15 protein-coding genes are annotated in these 19,697 nt (G+C 33.4%); 2 read left to right on the top strand and 13 right to left on the bottom strand.

The window, feature by feature from the left end:
* The 10 genes from uxuA to MKZ14_RS21540 form a co-directional block, all read right to left on the bottom strand.
* Positions 1 to 1,065 (bottom strand): mannonate dehydratase, encoded by a 1,065-nt coding sequence (uxuA, locus tag MKZ14_RS21495; RefSeq protein ID WP_312123867.1) that lies wholly within the window; start codon positions 1,063 to 1,065, stop codon positions 1 to 3.
* Positions 1,066 to 1,078: 13 nt separating this feature from the next.
* The gene (locus tag MKZ14_RS21500) at positions 1,079 to 1,699 is read right to left on the bottom strand and encodes a bifunctional 2-keto-4-hydroxyglutarate aldolase/2-keto-3-deoxy-6-phosphogluconate aldolase (RefSeq protein ID WP_016992813.1); all 621 of its coding nucleotides are present in this window, start codon (positions 1,697 to 1,699) and stop codon (positions 1,079 to 1,081) included.
* A gap of 12 nt (positions 1,700 to 1,711) precedes the next feature.
* A complete protein-coding gene (locus MKZ14_RS21505; RefSeq protein WP_036079733.1) occupies positions 1,712 to 2,665 on the bottom strand; it encodes a sugar kinase in 954 nt (317 codons plus the stop codon).
* A gap of 184 nt (positions 2,666 to 2,849) precedes the next feature.
* Positions 2,850 to 4,208 carry a TraB/GumN family protein gene (locus MKZ14_RS21510; RefSeq protein WP_339280466.1) on the bottom strand — a complete coding sequence of 453 codons (1,359 nt, stop codon included), beginning with the start codon at positions 4,206 to 4,208 and terminating at the stop codon, positions 2,850 to 2,852.
* 211 nt (positions 4,209 to 4,419) lie between these two features.
* Positions 4,420 to 5,112: a stalk domain-containing protein gene (locus MKZ14_RS21515; RefSeq protein ID WP_339280467.1), complete on the bottom strand. Its 693-nt coding sequence runs from the start codon at positions 5,110 to 5,112 to the stop codon at positions 4,420 to 4,422.
* Between the two features lie 482 nt (positions 5,113 to 5,594).
* Positions 5,595 to 6,077, bottom strand: coding sequence for a VOC family protein (locus MKZ14_RS21520; RefSeq protein WP_339280468.1), 483 nt, complete (start codon positions 6,075 to 6,077; stop codon positions 5,595 to 5,597).
* A 285-nt stretch (positions 6,078 to 6,362) separates the two neighbouring features.
* Positions 6,363 to 7,655, bottom strand: coding sequence for a CitMHS family transporter (locus tag MKZ14_RS21525; protein ID WP_339280469.1), 1,293 nt, complete (start codon positions 7,653 to 7,655; stop codon positions 6,363 to 6,365).
* A 311-nt stretch (positions 7,656 to 7,966) separates the two neighbouring features.
* Positions 7,967 to 8,923 carry a tripartite tricarboxylate transporter substrate-binding protein gene (locus MKZ14_RS21530; protein ID WP_339280470.1) on the bottom strand — a complete coding sequence of 319 codons (957 nt, stop codon included), beginning with the start codon at positions 8,921 to 8,923 and terminating at the stop codon, positions 7,967 to 7,969.
* Positions 8,924 to 8,962: 39 nt separating this feature from the next.
* The gene (locus tag MKZ14_RS21535) at positions 8,963 to 9,640 is read right to left on the bottom strand and encodes a response regulator (RefSeq protein ID WP_312123862.1); all 678 of its coding nucleotides are present in this window, start codon (positions 9,638 to 9,640) and stop codon (positions 8,963 to 8,965) included.
* Between the two features lie 86 nt (positions 9,641 to 9,726).
* The gene (locus MKZ14_RS21540) at positions 9,727 to 11,319 is read right to left on the bottom strand and encodes a sensor histidine kinase (protein WP_339281026.1); all 1,593 of its coding nucleotides are present in this window, start codon (positions 11,317 to 11,319) and stop codon (positions 9,727 to 9,729) included.
* A gap of 635 nt (positions 11,320 to 11,954) precedes the next feature.
* On the opposite strand from MKZ14_RS21540, the gene MKZ14_RS21545 reads away from it, so the two are divergent.
* Positions 11,955 to 12,209: a GlsB/YeaQ/YmgE family stress response membrane protein gene (locus tag MKZ14_RS21545; protein WP_016991561.1), complete on the top strand. Its 255-nt coding sequence runs from the start codon at positions 11,955 to 11,957 to the stop codon at positions 12,207 to 12,209.
* 558 nt (positions 12,210 to 12,767) lie between these two features.
* Entirely contained in the window at positions 12,768 to 13,988 is a 1,221-nt protein-coding gene (locus tag MKZ14_RS21550) for a translocation protein TolB (RefSeq protein WP_339280471.1), read from the top strand.
* A gap of 171 nt (positions 13,989 to 14,159) precedes the next feature.
* On the opposite strand, the gene MKZ14_RS21555 is transcribed toward MKZ14_RS21550, so the two are convergent.
* From MKZ14_RS21555 to MKZ14_RS21565, 3 genes are all read right to left on the bottom strand, one after another.
* Positions 14,160 to 15,083: a serine hydrolase gene (locus MKZ14_RS21555; RefSeq protein WP_339280472.1), complete on the bottom strand. Its 924-nt coding sequence runs from the start codon at positions 15,081 to 15,083 to the stop codon at positions 14,160 to 14,162.
* A gap of 1,180 nt (positions 15,084 to 16,263) precedes the next feature.
* Entirely contained in the window at positions 16,264 to 17,895 is a 1,632-nt protein-coding gene (locus MKZ14_RS21560; RefSeq protein ID WP_339280473.1) for an ABC transporter ATP-binding protein, read from the bottom strand.
* Positions 17,888 to 19,567, bottom strand: coding sequence for an ABC transporter ATP-binding protein (locus MKZ14_RS21565; protein ID WP_339280474.1), 1,680 nt, complete (start codon positions 19,565 to 19,567; stop codon positions 17,888 to 17,890). The genes MKZ14_RS21560 and MKZ14_RS21565 overlap by 8 nt, the downstream gene beginning before the upstream one ends.
* Between the last annotated feature and the right edge of the window lie 130 nt (positions 19,568 to 19,697).

The following is a 19,697-nucleotide window of genomic DNA, read 5'->3' on the forward strand; positions in this document are numbered from 1 at the left end:
CTATTTCTTCAGATTTTCATAAGCATCCCAAAGTCCATTTAAATACATAATGCCAAGTGCTCGATCATATAAGCCGTAGCCTGGACGACATTGTTCTCCCCAAATATGGCGACCATGATCTGGACGTACATAGCCTTCATAGTTTTGGTCATTTAATGTGCGTACAATATTTTTAATATCGATTGAACCATCCGACGTAAAATGCGATGTTTCAAAGAAACTACCATTTTCCATAATCTTGACATTGCGGATATGGGCAAACGGAGCACGATATGCATATTTTTCAGCGATGGCTACCATATCATTTTGTGGGTCTGCTCCCATTGAACCTGAGCAGAATGTAAAACCATTTGCTATTGAATCTGAGATTTTAATTAATTTTTCATAGCTTTCTGCTCCTGTAATAATGCGCGGTAAGCCAAAGATGGAATACGGTGGATCATCTGGATGAATCGCCATTTGAATACCTGCTTCTTCTGCAACTGGTAAAATTGCTTGTAAGAAGTAAGCTAAGTTGTCCCAAAGTTTGGCTTCATCTACCTCTTTGTACTGCTCAAATAATTCTGAAAGTCGGGCTAATCGTTCTGGCTCCCATCCTGGAAGGGTTAAATCCGAAGAAGCGCTTACTTCATTCACCAGTTCTTGTGGATCTAAGTTCATGACCTTTTCCTTATCGAAATAGAGAGCCGTTGAGCCATCTTCTAGTGGATGGAATAAATCTGTACGTGTCCAATCAAATACGGGCATAAAGTTATAGCAAATAACTTTGACACCTACTTCACCAAGGTTGCGAATCGATTGTTTATAGTTGTCAATATATTGATCACGTGTTGACAATCCTAATTTAATATCTTCATGGACATTGACACTTTCTACGACATCTGTATGGAATCCGAACGATTGAATATAGTCAACTTCATCTTGAATGACCTCTTTAGTCCATACTTCTCCTGCTGGTAGGTGATGAAGTGCCCAAACAATTCCTTTTACATTCGGTATTTGCTTCACATCTTCTAATTTCACTGTATCATTGCCACGACCATACCATCTAAACGTCATATTCATACTTCATTACCTCCTAGTTTGATAGATTTTCCATATAAGCTTTGGCACGTTCAACTACACCTACGTATCCATCTCTTGCAAATGCTTTATTTAAATCACTACCAATCCCAACTGCTACAGCCCCTGCGTCTAACCATTCGTTCATATTAGCCAAACCAACACCGCCTGTTGGCATAATTGTGATATGTGGTAGAGGACCTTTTACGGTTTTAATAAAGTTTGGTTCAAATTGATTTCCTGGGAATAATTTAATAATGTCACTTCCACCTTCAAGTGCTGTCACCATTTCTGTAATGGTCATACAGCCTGGTAAATATGGAATGCTGTAGCGATTGCAAAGCTTTGCAATTGCAGCGTTGTAGCTTGGACTAACAACAAACTTAGCACCGTTTAAAATCGCGTGGCGTGCAGTTTCCACATCCAATACAGTGCCAGCTCCAATTATTGCATCGCTATTGCGTAATGCTTTAAAGGTTTCTTCCACAAAAGGCGTTGTATACGTTATTTCAATTGCTCGAATGCCACCTGAGATAGCACCTTTTGAAATTTCAGTCGCTTCTTCGGGTGAATTCCCGCGAATAACAGCCACAATTTTTGCATCTGACAACGCTTTCAAAATTTCGATTTTTTGCATTCCTGACAACTCCTATCGCTCAATTAGTTTTTCATCACCAATAAATTGCCTTAATTCTTGCAAGGATGGGAGCCCTTCATTATCTCCTTTAATTGTTGCTACCAATGCACCTGCACCATTAGCTAAACGGAGGCGTTCTCCAATATCATCACCATTTAAATAGCTATAGACATAGGCAGCATCAAATGCATCCCCTGCTCCAACTGTATCAATGGCACGAATAGAAAAAGCTTTTCGATCATACTGTTCAGTGGCTGTATAAACCGTGGCGCCTTGTTCACCTTTTTTCACAATAATTTCATCTATTTTATAGCACTCTTGAACGTCTTTAACTGTACGCCCTTCAAATAAAAGCTCAAATTCATCCTGCCCTGTTAACAGAAGATTGATAGATGGATACACTTTTTCGTATACCGCTCGGGCATCTTCTATAGTCCATAGTTTTAAACGTAAATTTGGATCAAAGGATATAGGAATATTTTTTGCTTGTGCTAAAGCAATCAATTTCAATGCAACTTCAATGTTATGTTCACATACCGCTAAATACACGCCGCTAATATGTAATAAGTCCACATCATCAAGTACTGACTCATCTATACGATCTTCTGTCAGCTCAAGTAAAGGTGATGGGTTGCGGTAGTAAAACGATTTACCTGCACCGTCTTCCCGTATTTCCTTGAAGTAGATAGACGTTGGAATATGTGGTGTTCGTAAAACATGTGACACATCGATTCCTTCACCACGCGCAAAGTTATAAATTAACTTTCCAAATTCATCGTCTCCAATACAGCTAATCCATTTTGCTTCCATATCTAAACGTGTAACACCTATCGCAAAATTTAATTCTGCACCACCAACAGCTCGCTCAAAGGAAGGAACGAAACGTAGAGGACCTGTCTTAGATGGATTAAAAACGACCATTGCATCCCCAATCGTTGCAATTCGTTTATTTCTCAATATTTTCATCCCCTTCACAAGTAAAACGTTTTAGTAAAACGTTTTACTAATACTAACACGATTTTTTTTACGTTGCAACAATAATCCGATTATTTAGATTGTTAGAGTCAAATGATCATTATTGTCTTACATGCATAAAAAAACCTCGTAAAAGACAGAAAATAATCTATCCTTTTACGAGGGGAAATCGATTTTATTGATAAAACGGCTTTACCTTGTAGCCGTTTTTCTCCAAATGATAGCGAATATTTTTATCGATTAGGAAGTGACCTGAACCAACAACAACAAAGTACTTACCTTCCTTTTCTTCCAGTACATTCATGATTTTCTTTGCCATCTGTTCATCGCGTAGACCAAATAGCATTTCATTAAATTCAGAGGACGTACCTTCCATTGCTTGGAAGCTTTTTGCAAACTCTTCAACATTTCCTTGCTTCCAGCTTGTAAACCACTCTTGAAGAACTTCAGATTGATTTTCTTCAGATGGATTAATGATACTATCCAGTACAGCGACTAATGACTGCTCCTGTGCCTCTGGTGATAATCCTTCAAACATATCAACCTGTGCTCTTGTACCTTCTAATTCAATTACTGGCTTTTGCTGCAACTGTGCGTTTAATAAAAAGTAGATATCAATACCGTGCATTGCCATCTCTTGTGGGGTCATGCCAAAGGAATCGTCCATAGCTAACATCGATAGTGCGCTAGAAAGCATCCACGGCTTTTGCACTGTTAGCTGCTCCATTGGAAGACCATAAAGCTTTGCCACTTGTTCAAGCTTTGCATATGTTTCTGGTGCAACAGCATCTTTCAATGTTGAGCCATCTGTATACATTGCTTTTTCTGAATAGTATTCCAGTGCTTCTGTATCTAAAATGTTTGCTTCTACTAACAGTGCATCAGATTCATCAAACGCCTTTACTAATTTTTTATCGAATGGATATAAGTCTGGTGTCCCTAAATGAATCGAACCTAATAAGTAGATAAGTGTATCCTCATCCTCTACTACCCAGGCTACCCCTTTAGATCCTTGCTCTGCAAGTGCATATGTACTCTGAATGAAACGAACAGCTAGTAAAACAGCCTGTTGAGTCGTTGCCTTTTTCTCTAGTTGCAGTCCACTTGGAGAGCCTTGTAATACGTTTTGCTCTTTCATGAATTGAACAGCATCTGTACCAACAGGTAAATCATAACGCGCCACAATATTATACAAGCGCTTTACAATATCCCCGCGTGTGTTATCATTTTTCACACTTACTGGTTTGTATTGTTTATTTTCAGCTAGGCCTAGAGAGGCAACTTTCTTTTCCGTTAAAGCTAGTAGTTCATTTACTTTATCCACTGAAATTTCTCGAAGGAAGCCATCAAAGTACCATTCAGTTGAGTAAATCCCGTATTTTTCGCCCTCATTTAAAGTTTCTATCGCCCATTCACTTATCGACGGTACTAGGGGTGGTGTTTGTTCTTCTGCATGAATAACAGGGACAACTGTCGTCAGCATTAATGAGGCACCAAGCAATGCTGCACTCGTTCGTTTCATCATCTTTTTCATCAAATTCTTTTCTCTCCCTTTTCCTTTTTATGTATCAGTATCGTATGGAATTATACCATATACCACCCAACTATTTTATACTTAAAGGTGAAAATATTGCCAAATATGTATTGGCAATTATCTATTTTGAAATAGTGATAAAGAGACCAAAATTAATAAGACGATGACAAATTATTATGTCATCGTCTTTTTGCTTAATAGTATAGAAGGTTTATTGAATAAATTTAGGATCTAATATACCTAAACCACTGCCTTCCAGTTCAAACTTCACTTTTGAAGCACCCTCTAAATTAACATGAACCTTTACCTTATCTTTGATTGCTCCACTATCATAAGCCAATTTACCATCTGCGTAAATTTTCAAGAAACCTATTCCGGAAGAATTAGCTGCTAACTTTTTAATTGGTGCCAGATAGGTTTCGAATCCCTTGTAATTTCCATTGGCTAAGTATTCCACTGTATGGTCTTGAACTGCGCCTCCTCCATGATAACCACCAAGTTGATAGGATCGCTCAAACTTCTCACCTGTACTAATAGTGATAGAGCTTGTATTGTGGAAGAAGTGGTCTTCCTCACTCCCAATAGGTTTTACATCTTTTAAAGCGGTGAATTTGGGAACATCACCAATATAAACAGACTTTGTTTTCCCATCCCATGTTACTTTTTCACCTAAAGATTCAGCGATAAAACGCATTGGGACATATATTGTGCCTTGATAATTAAATCCAGATTGACCTTCTGACGGCACTTTTTCAACCTTATCTACATAGTAATTAATCGGATCCTGAAACACGCTGATCTTTTTCATGTCACTTGCTGCTTCCGTTGTTGAAAAGTAGGTAAAAGTCATACCTCCTAATATAAAAAACCCTAAGTAACTAGTTATTATAAATAGCTTCTTCACGACATCACTCCTCAAAATAAACATAGATTTATGTAATTATACCAGAAATTTCTTACAGACTTTAATGATTTTATACCAGAATATTTTTAAGGGAAACTGTTAGCTAGTTCTGAATCATTTACAGAATTATAGTTTTAGCTGTTAAAAAACAATTCTCCTTTAATAATGAAATGATGAAAGCCTTTTTTCTATTTTTCAGGAATTTTTTTATACTCTTTAACCCTCTTCCCTTTCTACTTTTATGCCGCAAGAGGAGATATGAACCTAACTCCAATTGCGGCTATATATGGTTTACATGCTAATGTTTCATTAAGGAATATCGTTGGAAACATCCTATTTTTTATGCCCTTAGGTTTCGGTATTTTATCAACTTAGACCCTCAGGGTAGAAAATTGTGATATTTAAGTATAAGTATGAGCTCCTATAGGGGCAAAAAAGAAACCCCCTTTTAGTGGTTTCTTTTCAACAAAGTTGCTGATTAGCTATTTGATTTCTTCAGCGAGCTCTAAAATAATTCCTTCTGGCCCACGCACGTAGCATAATTTATAGGCGTTTTCGTAGCTATAAATGTCACTAATAAGTTCTGCGCCCTTCTTTGTCAAATTGTTAACGAGGGCTTCAATATCTTCAACATTGAAGGCAATATGTTGGATACCCTTAGTATTTGTTAAAGGCTGCTGAATGCTTATTGGATTTGATGGCGCGTTAAATTTTACTAGTTCAATATTCGCCTCGCCGTCTGGTGTTCGCAACATTACTATTTCTAGATTTACGTCACTATCTGACGTTTTTGCAACGTCCTCTTTAATACCTTGAAGCCCTAATACCCGCTCCATCCTCTTCACCCATTCACCCTCCACTTTTCCTTCCCCTAGCACCTCAAGACCAAAGTCAAGAAAAAATGCTTTCACTTCAGGAAGATCATTGACGATTATCCCCACATGATCAATCTTACGGATTTTCATATTTCATACCACCTTTCTCCTATTTTAATAATTTCTTTCTAATTGCAGAATAGAGCACTAATAATCCTAAGTCTCAATATTTTTATCGTATATGATGATCGTCCTTTTTACGAATAAAAACATTTTATAGCGCCTATCTGAAACATCCTTCTAAATAATTTCCGGTTTATGGTAGTTATTCGAATAAGAAAATAAAAAAGAAGCCCATTAAAATAAGACTTCTCTTACACTTATAAATAAATGATTTTCACTAGGTAATCTTTTTCGCCCCATGAGCCGTGGCATTTATAGGGGGAAGATCCCCAATACTACACAGACAATAATCATGACAATTGTAGAACCGAATGCCCACTTTAAGAAGATACGTTGTAGTGTCCCGAAATCCTCTCCTACCATACCTACTAATAAATAAGTAGAGGGAACAAGCGGACTTAGAAGGTGTACTGGCATACCTAAAAGAGAAGCTCTACCGATTAAGGCTGGATCAATGCCATATACTGCTCCTGCCTTCGCAAGTAACGGCAGTACGCCATAGTAAAAGGCATCATTAGACATAAAGAATGTAAAAGGTGCGCTGAGAATGGCTGTAACAACAGCAAAATGAGAACCCATTGCATCTGGAATATAATGAATCACTGAGTTTGCCATCGCATCTACCATTGATGTACCTGAAAGAATGCCTGTAAATATCCCAGCTGCAAAAACCATAGAAACAACAGATAATGCATTGTCAGCATAATTCGCAACACGTTCCTTCTGATCTTTCAATTTTGGATAGTTTACAGTAATCGCAATTGCAAAACCAAGCATGAATAATGCAACAGGTGGTAATAACTCCATAATTAACGCTACTAAAAGAACAATTGTCAGAGTATAGTTAAAGATAATCAGTTTTGGACGTTTCAAATAGTCATCTTCAGCTGTTGCAGCAGGCTGAGCTGCCGTTTCATAATCATATTCTATAATACCAATCCGCTTTTTTTCCTGTCTTCCAAGGGTAAATGCCATGAACAGAACAAAGATAGCCCCGCCAATCATCGCTGGAATCACTGGTGTAAAAACCTCAGACATTTCCAGATTCAGGGCTGTCATAACTCTTGCTGTTGGTCCTCCCCAAGGTAGAAGGTTCATCACACCTGAAGCTGAAACGGCAATACCAGCTAATACAATTGGTCGCATGCAAATTCTTTTATAAAGCGGTAGAAAGGCAGAAATAGTAATCATGTATGTTGTCGTACCATCACCATCTAAAGAAATAAAAAGGGCTAATACGGCTGTTCCGATAGCAATTTTTACAGGATCCCCTTTTACTAGTCTAAGAATCGTTTTAATGATTGGATCAAATACGCCAGCATCGATCAAAATACCAAAGAAAAGAATTGCAAATAAAATCATAATCCCAGTTGGAGCGACACTTTTAATCCCATCCAACATCATAGGTCCCATTTCACTTCCGAATCCACCAATAATTGCGAACGTAATTGGAACTACAATTAATGCAATCATTGCTGTAAGACGGCCAGTCATAATCAAAATCATAAAGACTATTATCATTAAAAAACCTAAAATTGCTAGCATAATACTCCCCCTAAATGCTTTGTGAAATTATTTATTAATTTGTTAAATAACTAATTTTCCGAATATTACACCTTATAATAAAATAACATCGGCCAAATGTAATCGTTTACAAATTAATGTTTATTAATTTCTTTATAGCTATTTCGTACATTTTGTTCACGGAAAGCATTGTATGTTTTTGCTAAACAAAAAAAGAGGCTAACCTTGGACTATGTATTCTCTCCACCATCGGATGAGACGGTAGAAAGGAAAACACATAGTTCTCAATAGTCAACCTAATAAAAAAATTGTACATAATAAGAGTATTTTACTTAGTAAATCTCCAATAATTTCTCATATTTCTTATTTTCCTCATCAAGAAATCTAGATGTATCTCTACTGTTCATATAAAAATCTTCCCACATATCCGTCTGCAAAATTTGTTTCCACTCTTTGGTTTTGACCATTTTTGCAAATGTCATATCCCAAAATTCGATTTCCTTTTTTGACATATTAGGTGGTCCCATAATACCGCGCCAGTGTTTAAAAACTACATCTATTCCCTCTTCCGTCCATGTAGGAATTTCGGGGAGCTCCTTTAAACGTTTCTCCGAGGAAATGACAAGCAATTGTACTTGATTCAAATCATAATATTTCTTAGCCTCGGATAAAGTCATCGTTGCCACATCAATTTGCTTTTTTAATAATGCATCAACTACTTGACCACTATTCTCATAAACAAAAAAATCTAGTTTTTCAGGTTGCACTCCTGCCTGTTTACTCGCTAATACAAAAGAAATTTGATCATCATTGCCTAATCTCGGGGAAACTCCTATTTTATATGCTTGAGGTGTTTCTTTGAGCTTTTCCATTAAAGCTTTTGCACTTTTTATTTCTGAATCCTTGGAGACAATTACGACACTCCATTCTGTAGCCAAAGTGGCAATTGGTGTAAAATCTTTGTAGGTTAACTTACTTTGCCCCAACAAATGATTAGTAATGAGTAGGCTTGAATTCATTGCTAGCACATGTTTTTTTTGTTGTTTAGTATATTTCCATCCTAGCTCTCCACCAGCACCAATTTTATTCAGTACATGAATATCCTCATCAATCAAATTGTTACTCAGTAAAATGTCCTGTATGGCTCTTGCTGTTTTGTCCCAACCTCCACCAATCGAGCTTGGGGCAATGATTGTTACTGTATCAGTTATCGCTTCATGCCCCTCATCTTGTGAACAACCAAAGCAAAGCATAACAACAAGCCCGAAAATAAACATTATTTTTCTCATTGTTCATCCCTTGTCCTAATTTTTGAGTTAACCTTGTTGTTATTCTTTATAGTAATATTTCCTCTCAGGTCTTCCAACAACTCCATATTCATGTTTTGCCGTACAGACATCAATTGAAACAAGAAACTCTAAATACCTTCTCGCAGTTGTTCGAGATGCACCGATTTGTTCACCCATCTCCTCTATGGAAATACCACCTTTTAGTTCTTTCATTACCTCTTTCACTTTTTCTAAAGTATGACGATCAACACCTGAAGGTAAGTCTTTTTGAGCTGAGGACAATTGATTAGCAACGCCAAAGTATCGATCAATCAATGTTTGGTCGACCTCATCACGATAGCTTAGAAGTTTTTTCTTTTTTTTATATTCTTCCACCGCTTCAACAAATTTCTCCATTGTTACTGGCTTCAACAAATAGTTACTCACACCATATCTGACTGCTGTCTCAAGCATCGTTTTTTCTGTTGCAGCAGTCACTATAATAATATCAATTGTTGGATAATGATCCCGTATCTTTGCTAACAAATTTGTTCCAAGATCATCGGGCATATAGATATCCAAAAAAAGCAAGTCAACTTCATATTTCTCTAGTATGTCCATCGTTTCCTTTGCATTCAATGCCTTCTGAACGACCTTTACATCTGGTACCTTATGCAAAAACTGTTCTTGCACTTGTGCAATACGAAAATCATCTTCCGCAATGACAACCTTAATCATTTTTTCCCTCTCCTTCTTTTATCTCCCTATGCTGATATTTAGACATCCGATTTAGATGGGAGTCCCCACATCTCACTGAGTAAATTTCATTTTTTCGGTAGGAATACCGTAAAAATGGCCCCACCATTTTTGTCATTTTTCACTTCTACTGTTCCACCTAAAGATTCTACAATTTGTTTAACATTAAATAATCCATACCCTCTATTTTTTCCTTTTGATGAACTACGTAAATCAAATATAAAATCTAACATATCTTCAGCAATTCCCTTTCCGTTATCTGCTACTTCTATAATGATATCATTCCCAATTCCTGTAATTGAGAAAGATACCCTTCTCTCTTTTCGATCGGCTACAGCATCAAATGCATTATCAATAAGATTTCCAATGATTGTGATGATATCCGTGATTTCTATGTGACTTGGTAAGACATCTACATAACTATCAGGATCAATTTCAAAGGCAATTTTCTTTTCTGATGCATTGCCCAGTTTCCCTAATAAGATCGCTTGAACATTTATATCTTGAATTTGATTAAATAGGATTCGGTTTTGGTGCTGGTGATTAGCTGATTCCTTTTGTATAAATTCAAATGCATCCTGATATCTCTCTAATTGGATTAATCCTGACAATAAGTAAAGTTTATTAGAGTACTCATGCGTTTGCGCACGGAGTCCCTCAGAATATTCACGAACCTCTGTGATCGTATCAATAAGCTTTTTAAGCTCTGTTTTATCACGAAAACTAGAAACCACCCCCATAATCTTTTCATTTTCGATAATGGGAATAAAATTAAATATATATACTTTATCATTAATTAATATCTCTACATTATGAATGGGCTTACCTTTCTGTAATACACCATCGATAGTAATTGCTGGTAAGACAAATTGGATATGTTGACCAATCAAGGATTCATCCTTGAGGTTCAACATCGACCTAGCAGAATGATTGATTAATGTTAAGAAACCATTTTGATCGATTGCAATGATTCCTTCCATAACGGATAACAGAATGGCACTTCTTTCTCTATATAGTGAGGAGATTTCATGCGGTTCCAACCCCATAGTATCTTTTCTAATACTTTTGGTTAAAAAAACACCACCAATGATTCCTAAAATTAAAACAATCAGAGATGCGATGAGAATGGACTTAATTCGTTTATAGATATTTTGAAAAATCTCTTTTTCTGCGTATTCAACCGCTACGGTTCCAATTACACGAGTATATTCTCCATTGTCTGCTATGATAGGAACCTTCCCGATTAAAACAGAACCACTCTCTCGTTCTAATTCAAAATTATTAGAACCTCCAAATATTAACCCATAATTATTTGTATGATCAAAACTCTTCTGACCAACTTGACTTGGGCTTCTGTGCGAATAAATAATCTTCTCTCGATCTTCAATAATAATATTTTCTGCATTTACCTGATCTATTACTTGATCAGCAATTGGACGAAAACGTAGGTCTAAATCACTTTTCCCAATGGATTCTTTAAGTTCTGGCATAAGAGAGATTGTCATAGCGGATTGCAATGCCAATTGTTTAACTTGAGTCCTTGCATCGACATATTGTAAATAAGCAAATATACTGGCAAGAAGAAAAACAATAAAAAGAATTAACGTGCTAATCAATCCTAATATTTTTGTTTGTAATGGTATCTTTTTTTTGTTCAATATACTTAACCTTCACCCTTTTCACCTAGTATAATTCATATAACCTTCATCCTACTTTTATTAAGAATATACCAATATGCTTATCTAAAAAGTTAAATTCTTTGTTGCCGTATATAAGAAAATATAACAGACGTAGCTCATGGTAATTTGACTTTCATGATTGTTTTAACTAGAAAAATCAAAAGAACTTACTAAAATATCAGAGGAAAACCTCCAGCTTAATTTCTTGATTATACTATAACTCAAAGGAATTTTTGAATTCATAAAAATCTTCCACCAAAATCGGTGGAAGGTTTATATAAATCAATAATAAAATCCTATAAACACATTAGGAAAGTCCTGTTGTTCATGCTCATCAAAGAAACGCTTATACGCTAAGTCTCCATTTTTTAATTCTTAGTCAAAATAAACTTGTGTCTCTTAGCTATACATTTTCTTCAGGATGATAATAGAATAAACATGAATTTATTAATACCATTAAAATAAAGATGCTCCTCTTCTTACAGAAATGCGCCAATGTCTGTTATCTCCTTTGAAACTTCCACTAATTTTTTTCTCCTTATAGTTTGAAAGAGTTTAATAAAGGATATAAAACACTATAACAAAATTTTTAAAATACAAAATAGGAGATGGATAGTATGAGTTTCATTTGGTTTTTAATAATTGGCGGGCTTATCGGTTGGCTTGCAGGTATAATTTTGGGTAAAGATATTCCAGGCGGAATTATTGGTAATATTATTGCAGGTATTATTGGTGCATGGATTGGTGGTATGCTTCTTGGAAGTTGGGGTCCTAAAATTTCTGATTTCTATATCTTCCCTGCCCTCATTGGAGCAATTATACTAGTTTTCATTTTGAGTTTAATTCTGAAATCATTGCGTAATGCTTCGTAAGCTAAATAGATCTCTTAATTTATTTCTATACAATTAAGTGAATCAGATGTAACCAATAATAAATGGTGACTTGCTTATAACAAAAAGGCGGCCTTCCACACTATATCTGTGGAGGACCGCTTTTACTTTGTTCGTCATTAACTTAACAATCCTCCTCTCCGTGAATGCAAGAAGAACAGAACAGCTTATACAACAATAGCGCCTGCAAAATGGTGAAAAGATTGCTGTAATTAAAAATTTAGATAGCACAATTACAAATTTAACGAAACGTATCCACATTGAAGCAATCAATGATGAAATCGCTTCTCTAAAGGCTATAATGTATCAAACGTTTGTACGTAAATAACATTTGATAGCAATGACAGAATTGATTCTACAAGAATTTGTAGTTTTATCCTGTCTTTATTTTTGGCTGTTTTCTTAAATATTGTTGCTATTCAAAACGTAGCAGGTAATGGAAGATGGTAGCAGCAAAAGGCAACAATCCAGCATTTGTTATGTTTGATGGACGAATTTATTCCCTTCAAAAGAACATCCTATGATAAAGAGGTGGGATTAATGGCAATTAGGGTTTTATTATTAATACTATTTATTAGTTTTAGTTTTTCAATAGGTGCTTCTGCTGAAGGTCCACTTAAAGCTGCTTTCATACGAGACCACCAGCTTTGGATAAAAGAGGGTGATAAGGAACTACAGCTTACGACAGGTCAGTACGTATCCTCTCCAAAGTGGTCAAAAGACGGTCAATTTATTGCCTATTTAGCAGGTAAGGAGGAGGGTGGAAAAATGAATTTATATATTTATGATGTAAAGAAAAAGGAAAGTTATAAGCCGTATCCTATAATTGAAGCAAATGAAATCAAATGGTCGCCAACATCCAATCAACTAGCTTACAATTCGGGAGGTATCCTAAACGTTACAAAAACCAAAAATGGGCGACCACAAGGTTTTGAAAATGTATCTCTAGGTGTTAGTGATTTTGAATGGTTCCCCGATGGAAAAGCATTTATCGTTTCATCTCAATCTAATTTACTTCCTACTGGCTGGGAACCTGTTCGCCTTTTTAAAGTGCCAGTAGATCCCAATCCTGATACGAATAAAATAAAGCCCTTTTACACCATTCAAACAAATACAACGGATTTATTCGCCATCGATGCTGATTATTTAACGTTTAGTCCTGATGGGAGCTGGATTAGTTTTCTATTAACACCCACAGCGTCTTGGTCAAATGATAGCAATACATTATCAGTACTTTCATCAGTAGGGGATCAATTTCAAGTGATAGGGAAAATGCTTGGGTATGAAAATTGGATAAAGTGGGCTCCATCAAAAAATCAACTAGCCTTCATATCGGGTGAAGGAAGATTTTTTGTTGAAAACAAAGATACAACCGTTACCGAGATTCCTACAGCGAGTAAACAAAAGGGCTATACACCCAAAGGATATGTAGATCTAGATTTGGAATGGCTTTCTCTAGATGAAATAATTGTTGCTCGAGCAAAAGAAAACAAAGCGTGGAAATTGGGACCGGTTCCAACTATGTTTACAGCGCTATATGTAATTAATCTTGAATCAGGAGAACAAAGGCAGATTACATTTCCAAAGAACAATAAAATAGATAATACTCCTCAAGTAGTTGGTTCAACGATTAGTTGGTATCGAACATCTAAAAAAGAAAACCAAGGAGATGTTTGGATTAAAGATAGAGTAGATGGTCTAGAATATCGGTGGTTAAAAAATGTAGACACTGCACCAACTTTTTTTATAGCAAGTAACTGAAAAATCCGCACAAAAACTTATGCCATATAAGCATGAAACCTTTTTTAAATTAGAAATGTTATTCAATTAAATGGCCCTTTAATGAAAAAGAGCGCTTATCCTTCTTGCAGAATCACGCCCGATTGTGGAATATCAAGATAGTGATTCCTCCTTTTCATTTGTTTAAATGTCTCATTCATCCTTCCAACTACGTAAAAGTTCTTCGAAAAAGAGTTTCGGTGCAGAGGAATGGTCATCTTGTAGATAGCTTTTTGCCACAGCCATTATATTTAACTTCGGAACAATAAATATATATTGCCCGTATAAGCCATTGGCATAGTAATATTCAATTTTGTTGTTACTATTAGTAATTTCACAAGTCCATAGCTGATAACCATAACCATATCCAGCTGTTCTGTCTTCTTCTGCTTCAAATTGTTTATATGGTTTTTTTGCCTCGTGGATCCAGTTAGATGAAATCACTTGATTTGATTTAAATTGCCCTTCGTTAAGTAATAAAAATCCAAACTTCACCATGTCTTCTAAATTTAATGAAATACTAAAGCCACCCTCGTGAATTCCTTGCGGGTCCTTTACCCATATGTATTTTTTTATCCCTAATGGATGGAATAGAAATTCTTCAGCAAATGAGGCGGTAGAACCTCCAGAAACTTTTTGGATGATCGCGCTTAGTAAATGAGAGTTTCCACTATTATATTCAAAGGTTGAACCTGGTCTATATATAACTGGTTGTTCTAGTATGAATTTAACCCAGTTTTTTGAACTTTGGAATTTTCCTACTTGTAACCCCGAAGTCATAGTCAGCAAATGAAATAATGTGATTTCCTCTTTCATTGGGTCATTGAACTCTAATATTTCCGGAAAGTAGTTATAAATAGGTTCATGAATGTTTTTTATTAGCCCTTTATCGACCATAATTCCAATTAATATAGACACAATACTTTTTGTAATGGAATAAACCTTTGTCGGATTTTTTACGACTTTTTTATTCTTTAAATATTCAAAGATCCGTGTATTTCCTTTATAAATGACAAAACCTTCAATTTTAATCTTCTTCACTTTCTTCTCTAACTCATTAAAAGATATTTCACTCATACATATAATCCCTCCTCCACTAAATTGCGTCATTAGTTTATGTACATCAGTTTATAATTTAACCTAAATTTTAACATAAATTCATTAATTTTATCAAAGGAGTTATTCAATTAAATGGCCCGCTTGTTGAACAAAAAAGACCATGCATAACAGCACAGGATTTTTAATCAAAGTTTATTATAAACGTCCAATCTTTGTTATACTTAATCGAACTTTGTTTGAAATTCAACTGAAAAATGACAATATTAATTATTTGTTAGTCTCTTTTTATAAAAAACAATCTAAAAAAAATAAAAAACCCTGATACAGCAACACACTGTACCAAGGGTTTGTATTTAATAATAATCATCAATTTCTGTTTAAGTAATTAGTATACAACTTTTTTGTCTAGTATACATCTTTATTAAAACTCAAAAATTAATGTGAATTATATTTAATGCTGTCACAAATTCTTATCTATTTTAAGCCATTTTATAAGAAGTTATGTCATTTTTTGTAATAACAACTGTCATATTTACGCAATATTATAATATGCAGTGTCATATACTGTTCCAGATGTTATAAATTATCTTCGCCTACTAAAATGATTTTCTCTCTTCTTTACTGTAAAAGCCTTATATATCATATTCCATTAAAAGACTAAAGAAAAGGGTACATCTATACACAAAGTCTTTTGATTAATGAAATGCAATTAAATCAAATCTTTTTAACGATTAACTGTATCTCTTAACGTCTTTTCGTATAATCAATAAATGACAGACATAATCTCTGTTTATATATCAGTTATCTTTATTATTTTTTGTATTAAAAGTTTTATCATTCTCTATATCAGCTATTATATTTTTTATCAACGAAGAGGTTACTCTTTAACCTAAATACATTAAATAAAATTTGCTTACCATTATATTTTAATTTTGAAATACTTTAAATATTATAGCCCTTCTACTTCTAAGAATATAAACACAAGTAAAAAATATATGATCATTGTTTTAAAACAAAAAAGTAAACGTCCTTCTCTGTTCAAGAATAGACGTCTCGTTAAACCCATAAATTAATTAATGAGCTTTTATTATATTTAATCCTTTTCCCTTTCTAAGCAGACCCAACAAACCATATACCTCCAAACTATAGCTCCTCCGATAAAGCTGTCCCAATTGCTTATACTTGTCACCATTTTGAATTAATCACAGATAGAAATAGAATTTTTTGTTTTATTAATTAAAACTCCATTTTTAGTTATAAAAAATATATTATCTGCATATTGTGTAAGATTTGAATTATGAGTAACAAGACAAACAGTATTGCCCCCTGAAACGAATTCTTTTATAATTTTAATTACACGTTTAGTATTAATATCATCTAAACCCGAAGTACTTTCATCAAGTAGTAAAACAGATGGTTTTTCTATAAGTGCTCTTAAAATTCCTATTAATTGTTTTTGACCGCCAGATAATTCAGAAGATTGTCTATCTAATAAATACTCTATTTCCAGCTTTTTTATATAGTATTCAACTAGTTCCATATCTATTGAATTACTAAAAGTTAAAACTTCTCTAATAGTTCCATTTATTAATTCTATATTTTGGGGAACTATCAATATTTTTCTATTGTATTCCTGTTCATTAAAATTTCTATAATCTATCCCATTTATATATATTGAACCTGTTTGTGGAATATTTAGTCGAGCTAGATAGAATAAAATAGTTGATTTACCTATCCCACTTGGGCCTAAGATTAAATTAAAATTTCGAGTGGGTATATTGATTGTTATTTCCTGTCTTGAAATTGGAATATTAGAAAGCTTAATTGAATTTATTTTTTTTAATGAGTTAAGACTTTTATTATTTTCTAATAATCTCTCTTCATTAGAAAGTACATTATATATAGGTATAACTTTGGAAGTCTCTATAATTCGATAAAAGAGCTGTTTTCCTCTAAAAAACAAATTATCTATTATCATTTTGGCTCCTATTAGTTCACCTATAGTCATTTCATAACTTATCACTTTATGTCCACCATACAAAAATAGAAATCCTAAAGCAAAAGATGATATTGAGCTATTTATTAAAATCAACTTTCTTTCAGTCAATTCATTCTTCATAAAACTTCTAAAATTTCTTTTTAAAGAATCATTATATCTTTTTAGTAAGAAGTCCGAGTACCCCATACTTTTAAAAGTTATCATTAGGTTTAAATTTTCATTTAAAATTGAATTGCTATTTGTTCTACTTTCAAGATATTCTTTAGATGATTTCTCCACCTCCTCTTTTAATAAGAAAAACGGAAAAGCGTAGATTAACATAAATAGTAATGAAAAAATACCCAAAATTCGATCATAAAAAAACATTATAATTAACATAAATACAATAGCTAAAAAATTTATTATTATCTGTGTACTGGTAATATATATCCATCGGGCTATTACTTCAGGTTCATCTATTAATCTTTGCAGCTTCATGCCCGTCTTTTTACTTAAAACTTCATCTAGATTTTGATTAATATACTTTCTGAAAATATTTATTTGAATACTAGTAGCTACTCGATGTCCTAACTTATTTGCCTGATAATCTTCAAAAGTCATTAGTAATATTGAAATACTAGGCAATAATACTAATAATACGATTAATATAAAAGATAGATGTGTCCCAAAATTAGGGACAGAATAATCTATTATCATTTGAGTAATAAATGGAATTAAAACTAAAGTAACGGAATGTATAACTATACTAAATAGAGTTAATATAACTATTTTTTTATCTGATTTTATTTTAGTCAGTATATAACTAAGAAAATCTCTATACACTTTAAACATTAAAACTCTCCTCTCTGTTATCGACAGGAGAAATAGTTGAGTTTTTAAGGTAGTATATTTTAGTGAATAAGTGTGATATAGATTTATTGTGTGATACAACAAGTAAAGTTAAATTAGGTTTTGATTTTAATCTCCTGAACATTTCAATTTCTAGAGTACCATCTAACCCAGAGGACGTTTCATCTAACAAGAGAATTTCCTTTTTAGATAAAATAGCACGAGCTATTGCAAGTCGTTGTCTTTGCCCACCTGAAAGATTATTCGCATTATCATATAAAATCATTTCTAAACCTCTTTCATGATTTAAAACAAACTCATCCATACAACTTAGATAAAGCGCTTCATTTATCTCTTGATTAGTAACAATTGTATTCCCTAATAATAGATTCTCCTTAATAGTTCCATTAAAAAAGAACAATTCTTGGTGGCATATTCCTATCTTACTCCTAATTTCAAGGTTTAAAAGATCATTATAGTTTTTCCCATGTAACATTACCTCTCCAGAGTTTGGTATTACCTCCTTTAATAAAACATTAATAATAGTAGTCTTTCCTGAACCACTTTCACCTTTTATTAGTACATGGTCACCGCGGTTAATAGTTAATGAGATATCATCTAATATTTTAATTTTATTAAAAAATAATGTTACATTTTTAATCTCAATTATTCTTAGATGACTTTGGATATCCATTAATTTCAAAGAACTTTGTATCCGCTCTTGTTCTAAAGGTATTTTAAAGGCATTAAACACCCTACCAAATCTGGGGATAATATCTTTTAGTATTAAAAAATATTTTGTTAAACTATTGATGGGTGTTGTTATAGAAGGAATTAACGATATACACATAATAATTTGACCTAAAGAGATTTTATTACTTAAAAATAAAAAACCTCCTAAAGTAAAAATGTAAACAGGTAATAATGAATCGAAAAATATTCTAACACATAAATAAAAGCGAATATTTAACTCTCTTTTCAATTTTTTGTTAAGAATATTTTGTGTTATTCCTTCAAACCTTTCTAGTATGACTTTATTACTCGAAAGGGTTTTTACAAAGTAAGGCTTGTTTAATATCTCACGCAAATACTCTGATTGTAACTGTTCTTCTTTATGAACATCAGCAACAAATATCGATTGTTTTTTATTAATAAAAATTAAAGGAATTAAACTTATTGTACATATTGCAACAATACCAATTGCAAAAAACAAATTAACATTAAATATGTAAAATAAGGTACCTATTCCTATAACACTATGAAATATCATTTGAGGTACTGCATCTATTCCACTATTGAAAATTGAATCAACATCTCTAACAAAAATATCCAAAAAATTCATTTTATTTTGTTTAAGAAAGGTCGTTTTTGATTTTGTTATAACATTCATAAGACTCATTTTAATTTTATTGACTGTTATCAATATAACTTTGTGATAAAAAAACAAAAAGAATATTCTACTTAATTCTGAAATAATCAAAACTAGAATAATAATTAATATATAAATCATTAATTTATTTATAGAAAAGAGAGTTAAATTATCAATATATTGCTGTATTACAAAAGGTGATATTAAAGAGAATGAAAAATTAAAAATAATCAAAATAATTAGAATAGTTATATTTTTCAGGTTGTGTTTTATGAAGTTTATGTATATTTCCTTCTTTTTTTTCATGTTTTTAACCTCAGTTTTATATAGGAAAACCACTTGTCTTTCTGCACAGGTTCAAATCTTTAATTTCTTTAAAGAGGAGCTTGTACATTTCAAGCTCCCGAATATTTAAATTGAATTTGATTTGAAATCT

This window comes from Lysinibacillus sp. FSL P2-0066, assembly GCF_037969495.1.
GTDB classification, from domain to species: Bacteria; Bacillota; Bacilli; order Bacillales_A; family Planococcaceae; genus Lysinibacillus; species Lysinibacillus boronitolerans.

Coding starts and splice junctions, on each gene's coding strand:
- uxuA (WP_312123867.1), bottom strand. CDS start 1,065: ATGAATATGACGTTTAGATGGTATGGTCGTGGCAATGATACAGTGAAA.
- MKZ14_RS21500 (WP_016992813.1), bottom strand. CDS start 1,699: ATGCAAAAAATCGAAATTTTGAAAGCGTTGTCAGATGCAAAAATTGTG.
- MKZ14_RS21505 (WP_036079733.1), bottom strand. CDS start 2,665: ATGAAAATATTGAGAAATAAACGAATTGCAACGATTGGGGATGCAATG.
- MKZ14_RS21510 (WP_339280466.1), bottom strand. CDS start 4,208: ATGAAAAAGATGATGAAACGAACGAGTGCAGCATTGCTTGGTGCCTCA.
- MKZ14_RS21520 (WP_339280468.1), bottom strand. CDS start 6,077: ATGAAAATCCGTAAGATTGATCATGTGGGGATAATCGTCAATGATCTT.
- MKZ14_RS21525 (WP_339280469.1), bottom strand. CDS start 7,655: ATGCTAGCAATTTTAGGTTTTTTAATGATAATAGTCTTTATGATTTTG.
- MKZ14_RS21530 (WP_339280470.1), bottom strand. CDS start 8,923: ATGAGAAAAATAATGTTTATTTTCGGGCTTGTTGTTATGCTTTGCTTT.
- MKZ14_RS21535 (WP_312123862.1), bottom strand. CDS start 9,640: ATGATTAAGGTTGTCATTGCGGAAGATGATTTTCGTATTGCACAAGTG.
- MKZ14_RS21545 (WP_016991561.1), top strand. CDS start 11,955: ATGAGTTTCATTTGGTTTTTAATAATTGGCGGGCTTATCGGTTGGCTT.
- MKZ14_RS21550 (WP_339280471.1), top strand. CDS start 12,768: ATGGCAATTAGGGTTTTATTATTAATACTATTTATTAGTTTTAGTTTT.
- MKZ14_RS21555 (WP_339280472.1), bottom strand. CDS start 15,083: ATGAGTGAAATATCTTTTAATGAGTTAGAGAAGAAAGTGAAGAAGATT.
- MKZ14_RS21560 (WP_339280473.1), bottom strand. CDS start 17,895: ATGTTTAAAGTGTATAGAGATTTTCTTAGTTATATACTGACTAAAATA.
- MKZ14_RS21565 (WP_339280474.1), bottom strand. CDS start 19,567: ATGAAAAAAAAGAAGGAAATATACATAAACTTCATAAAACACAACCTG.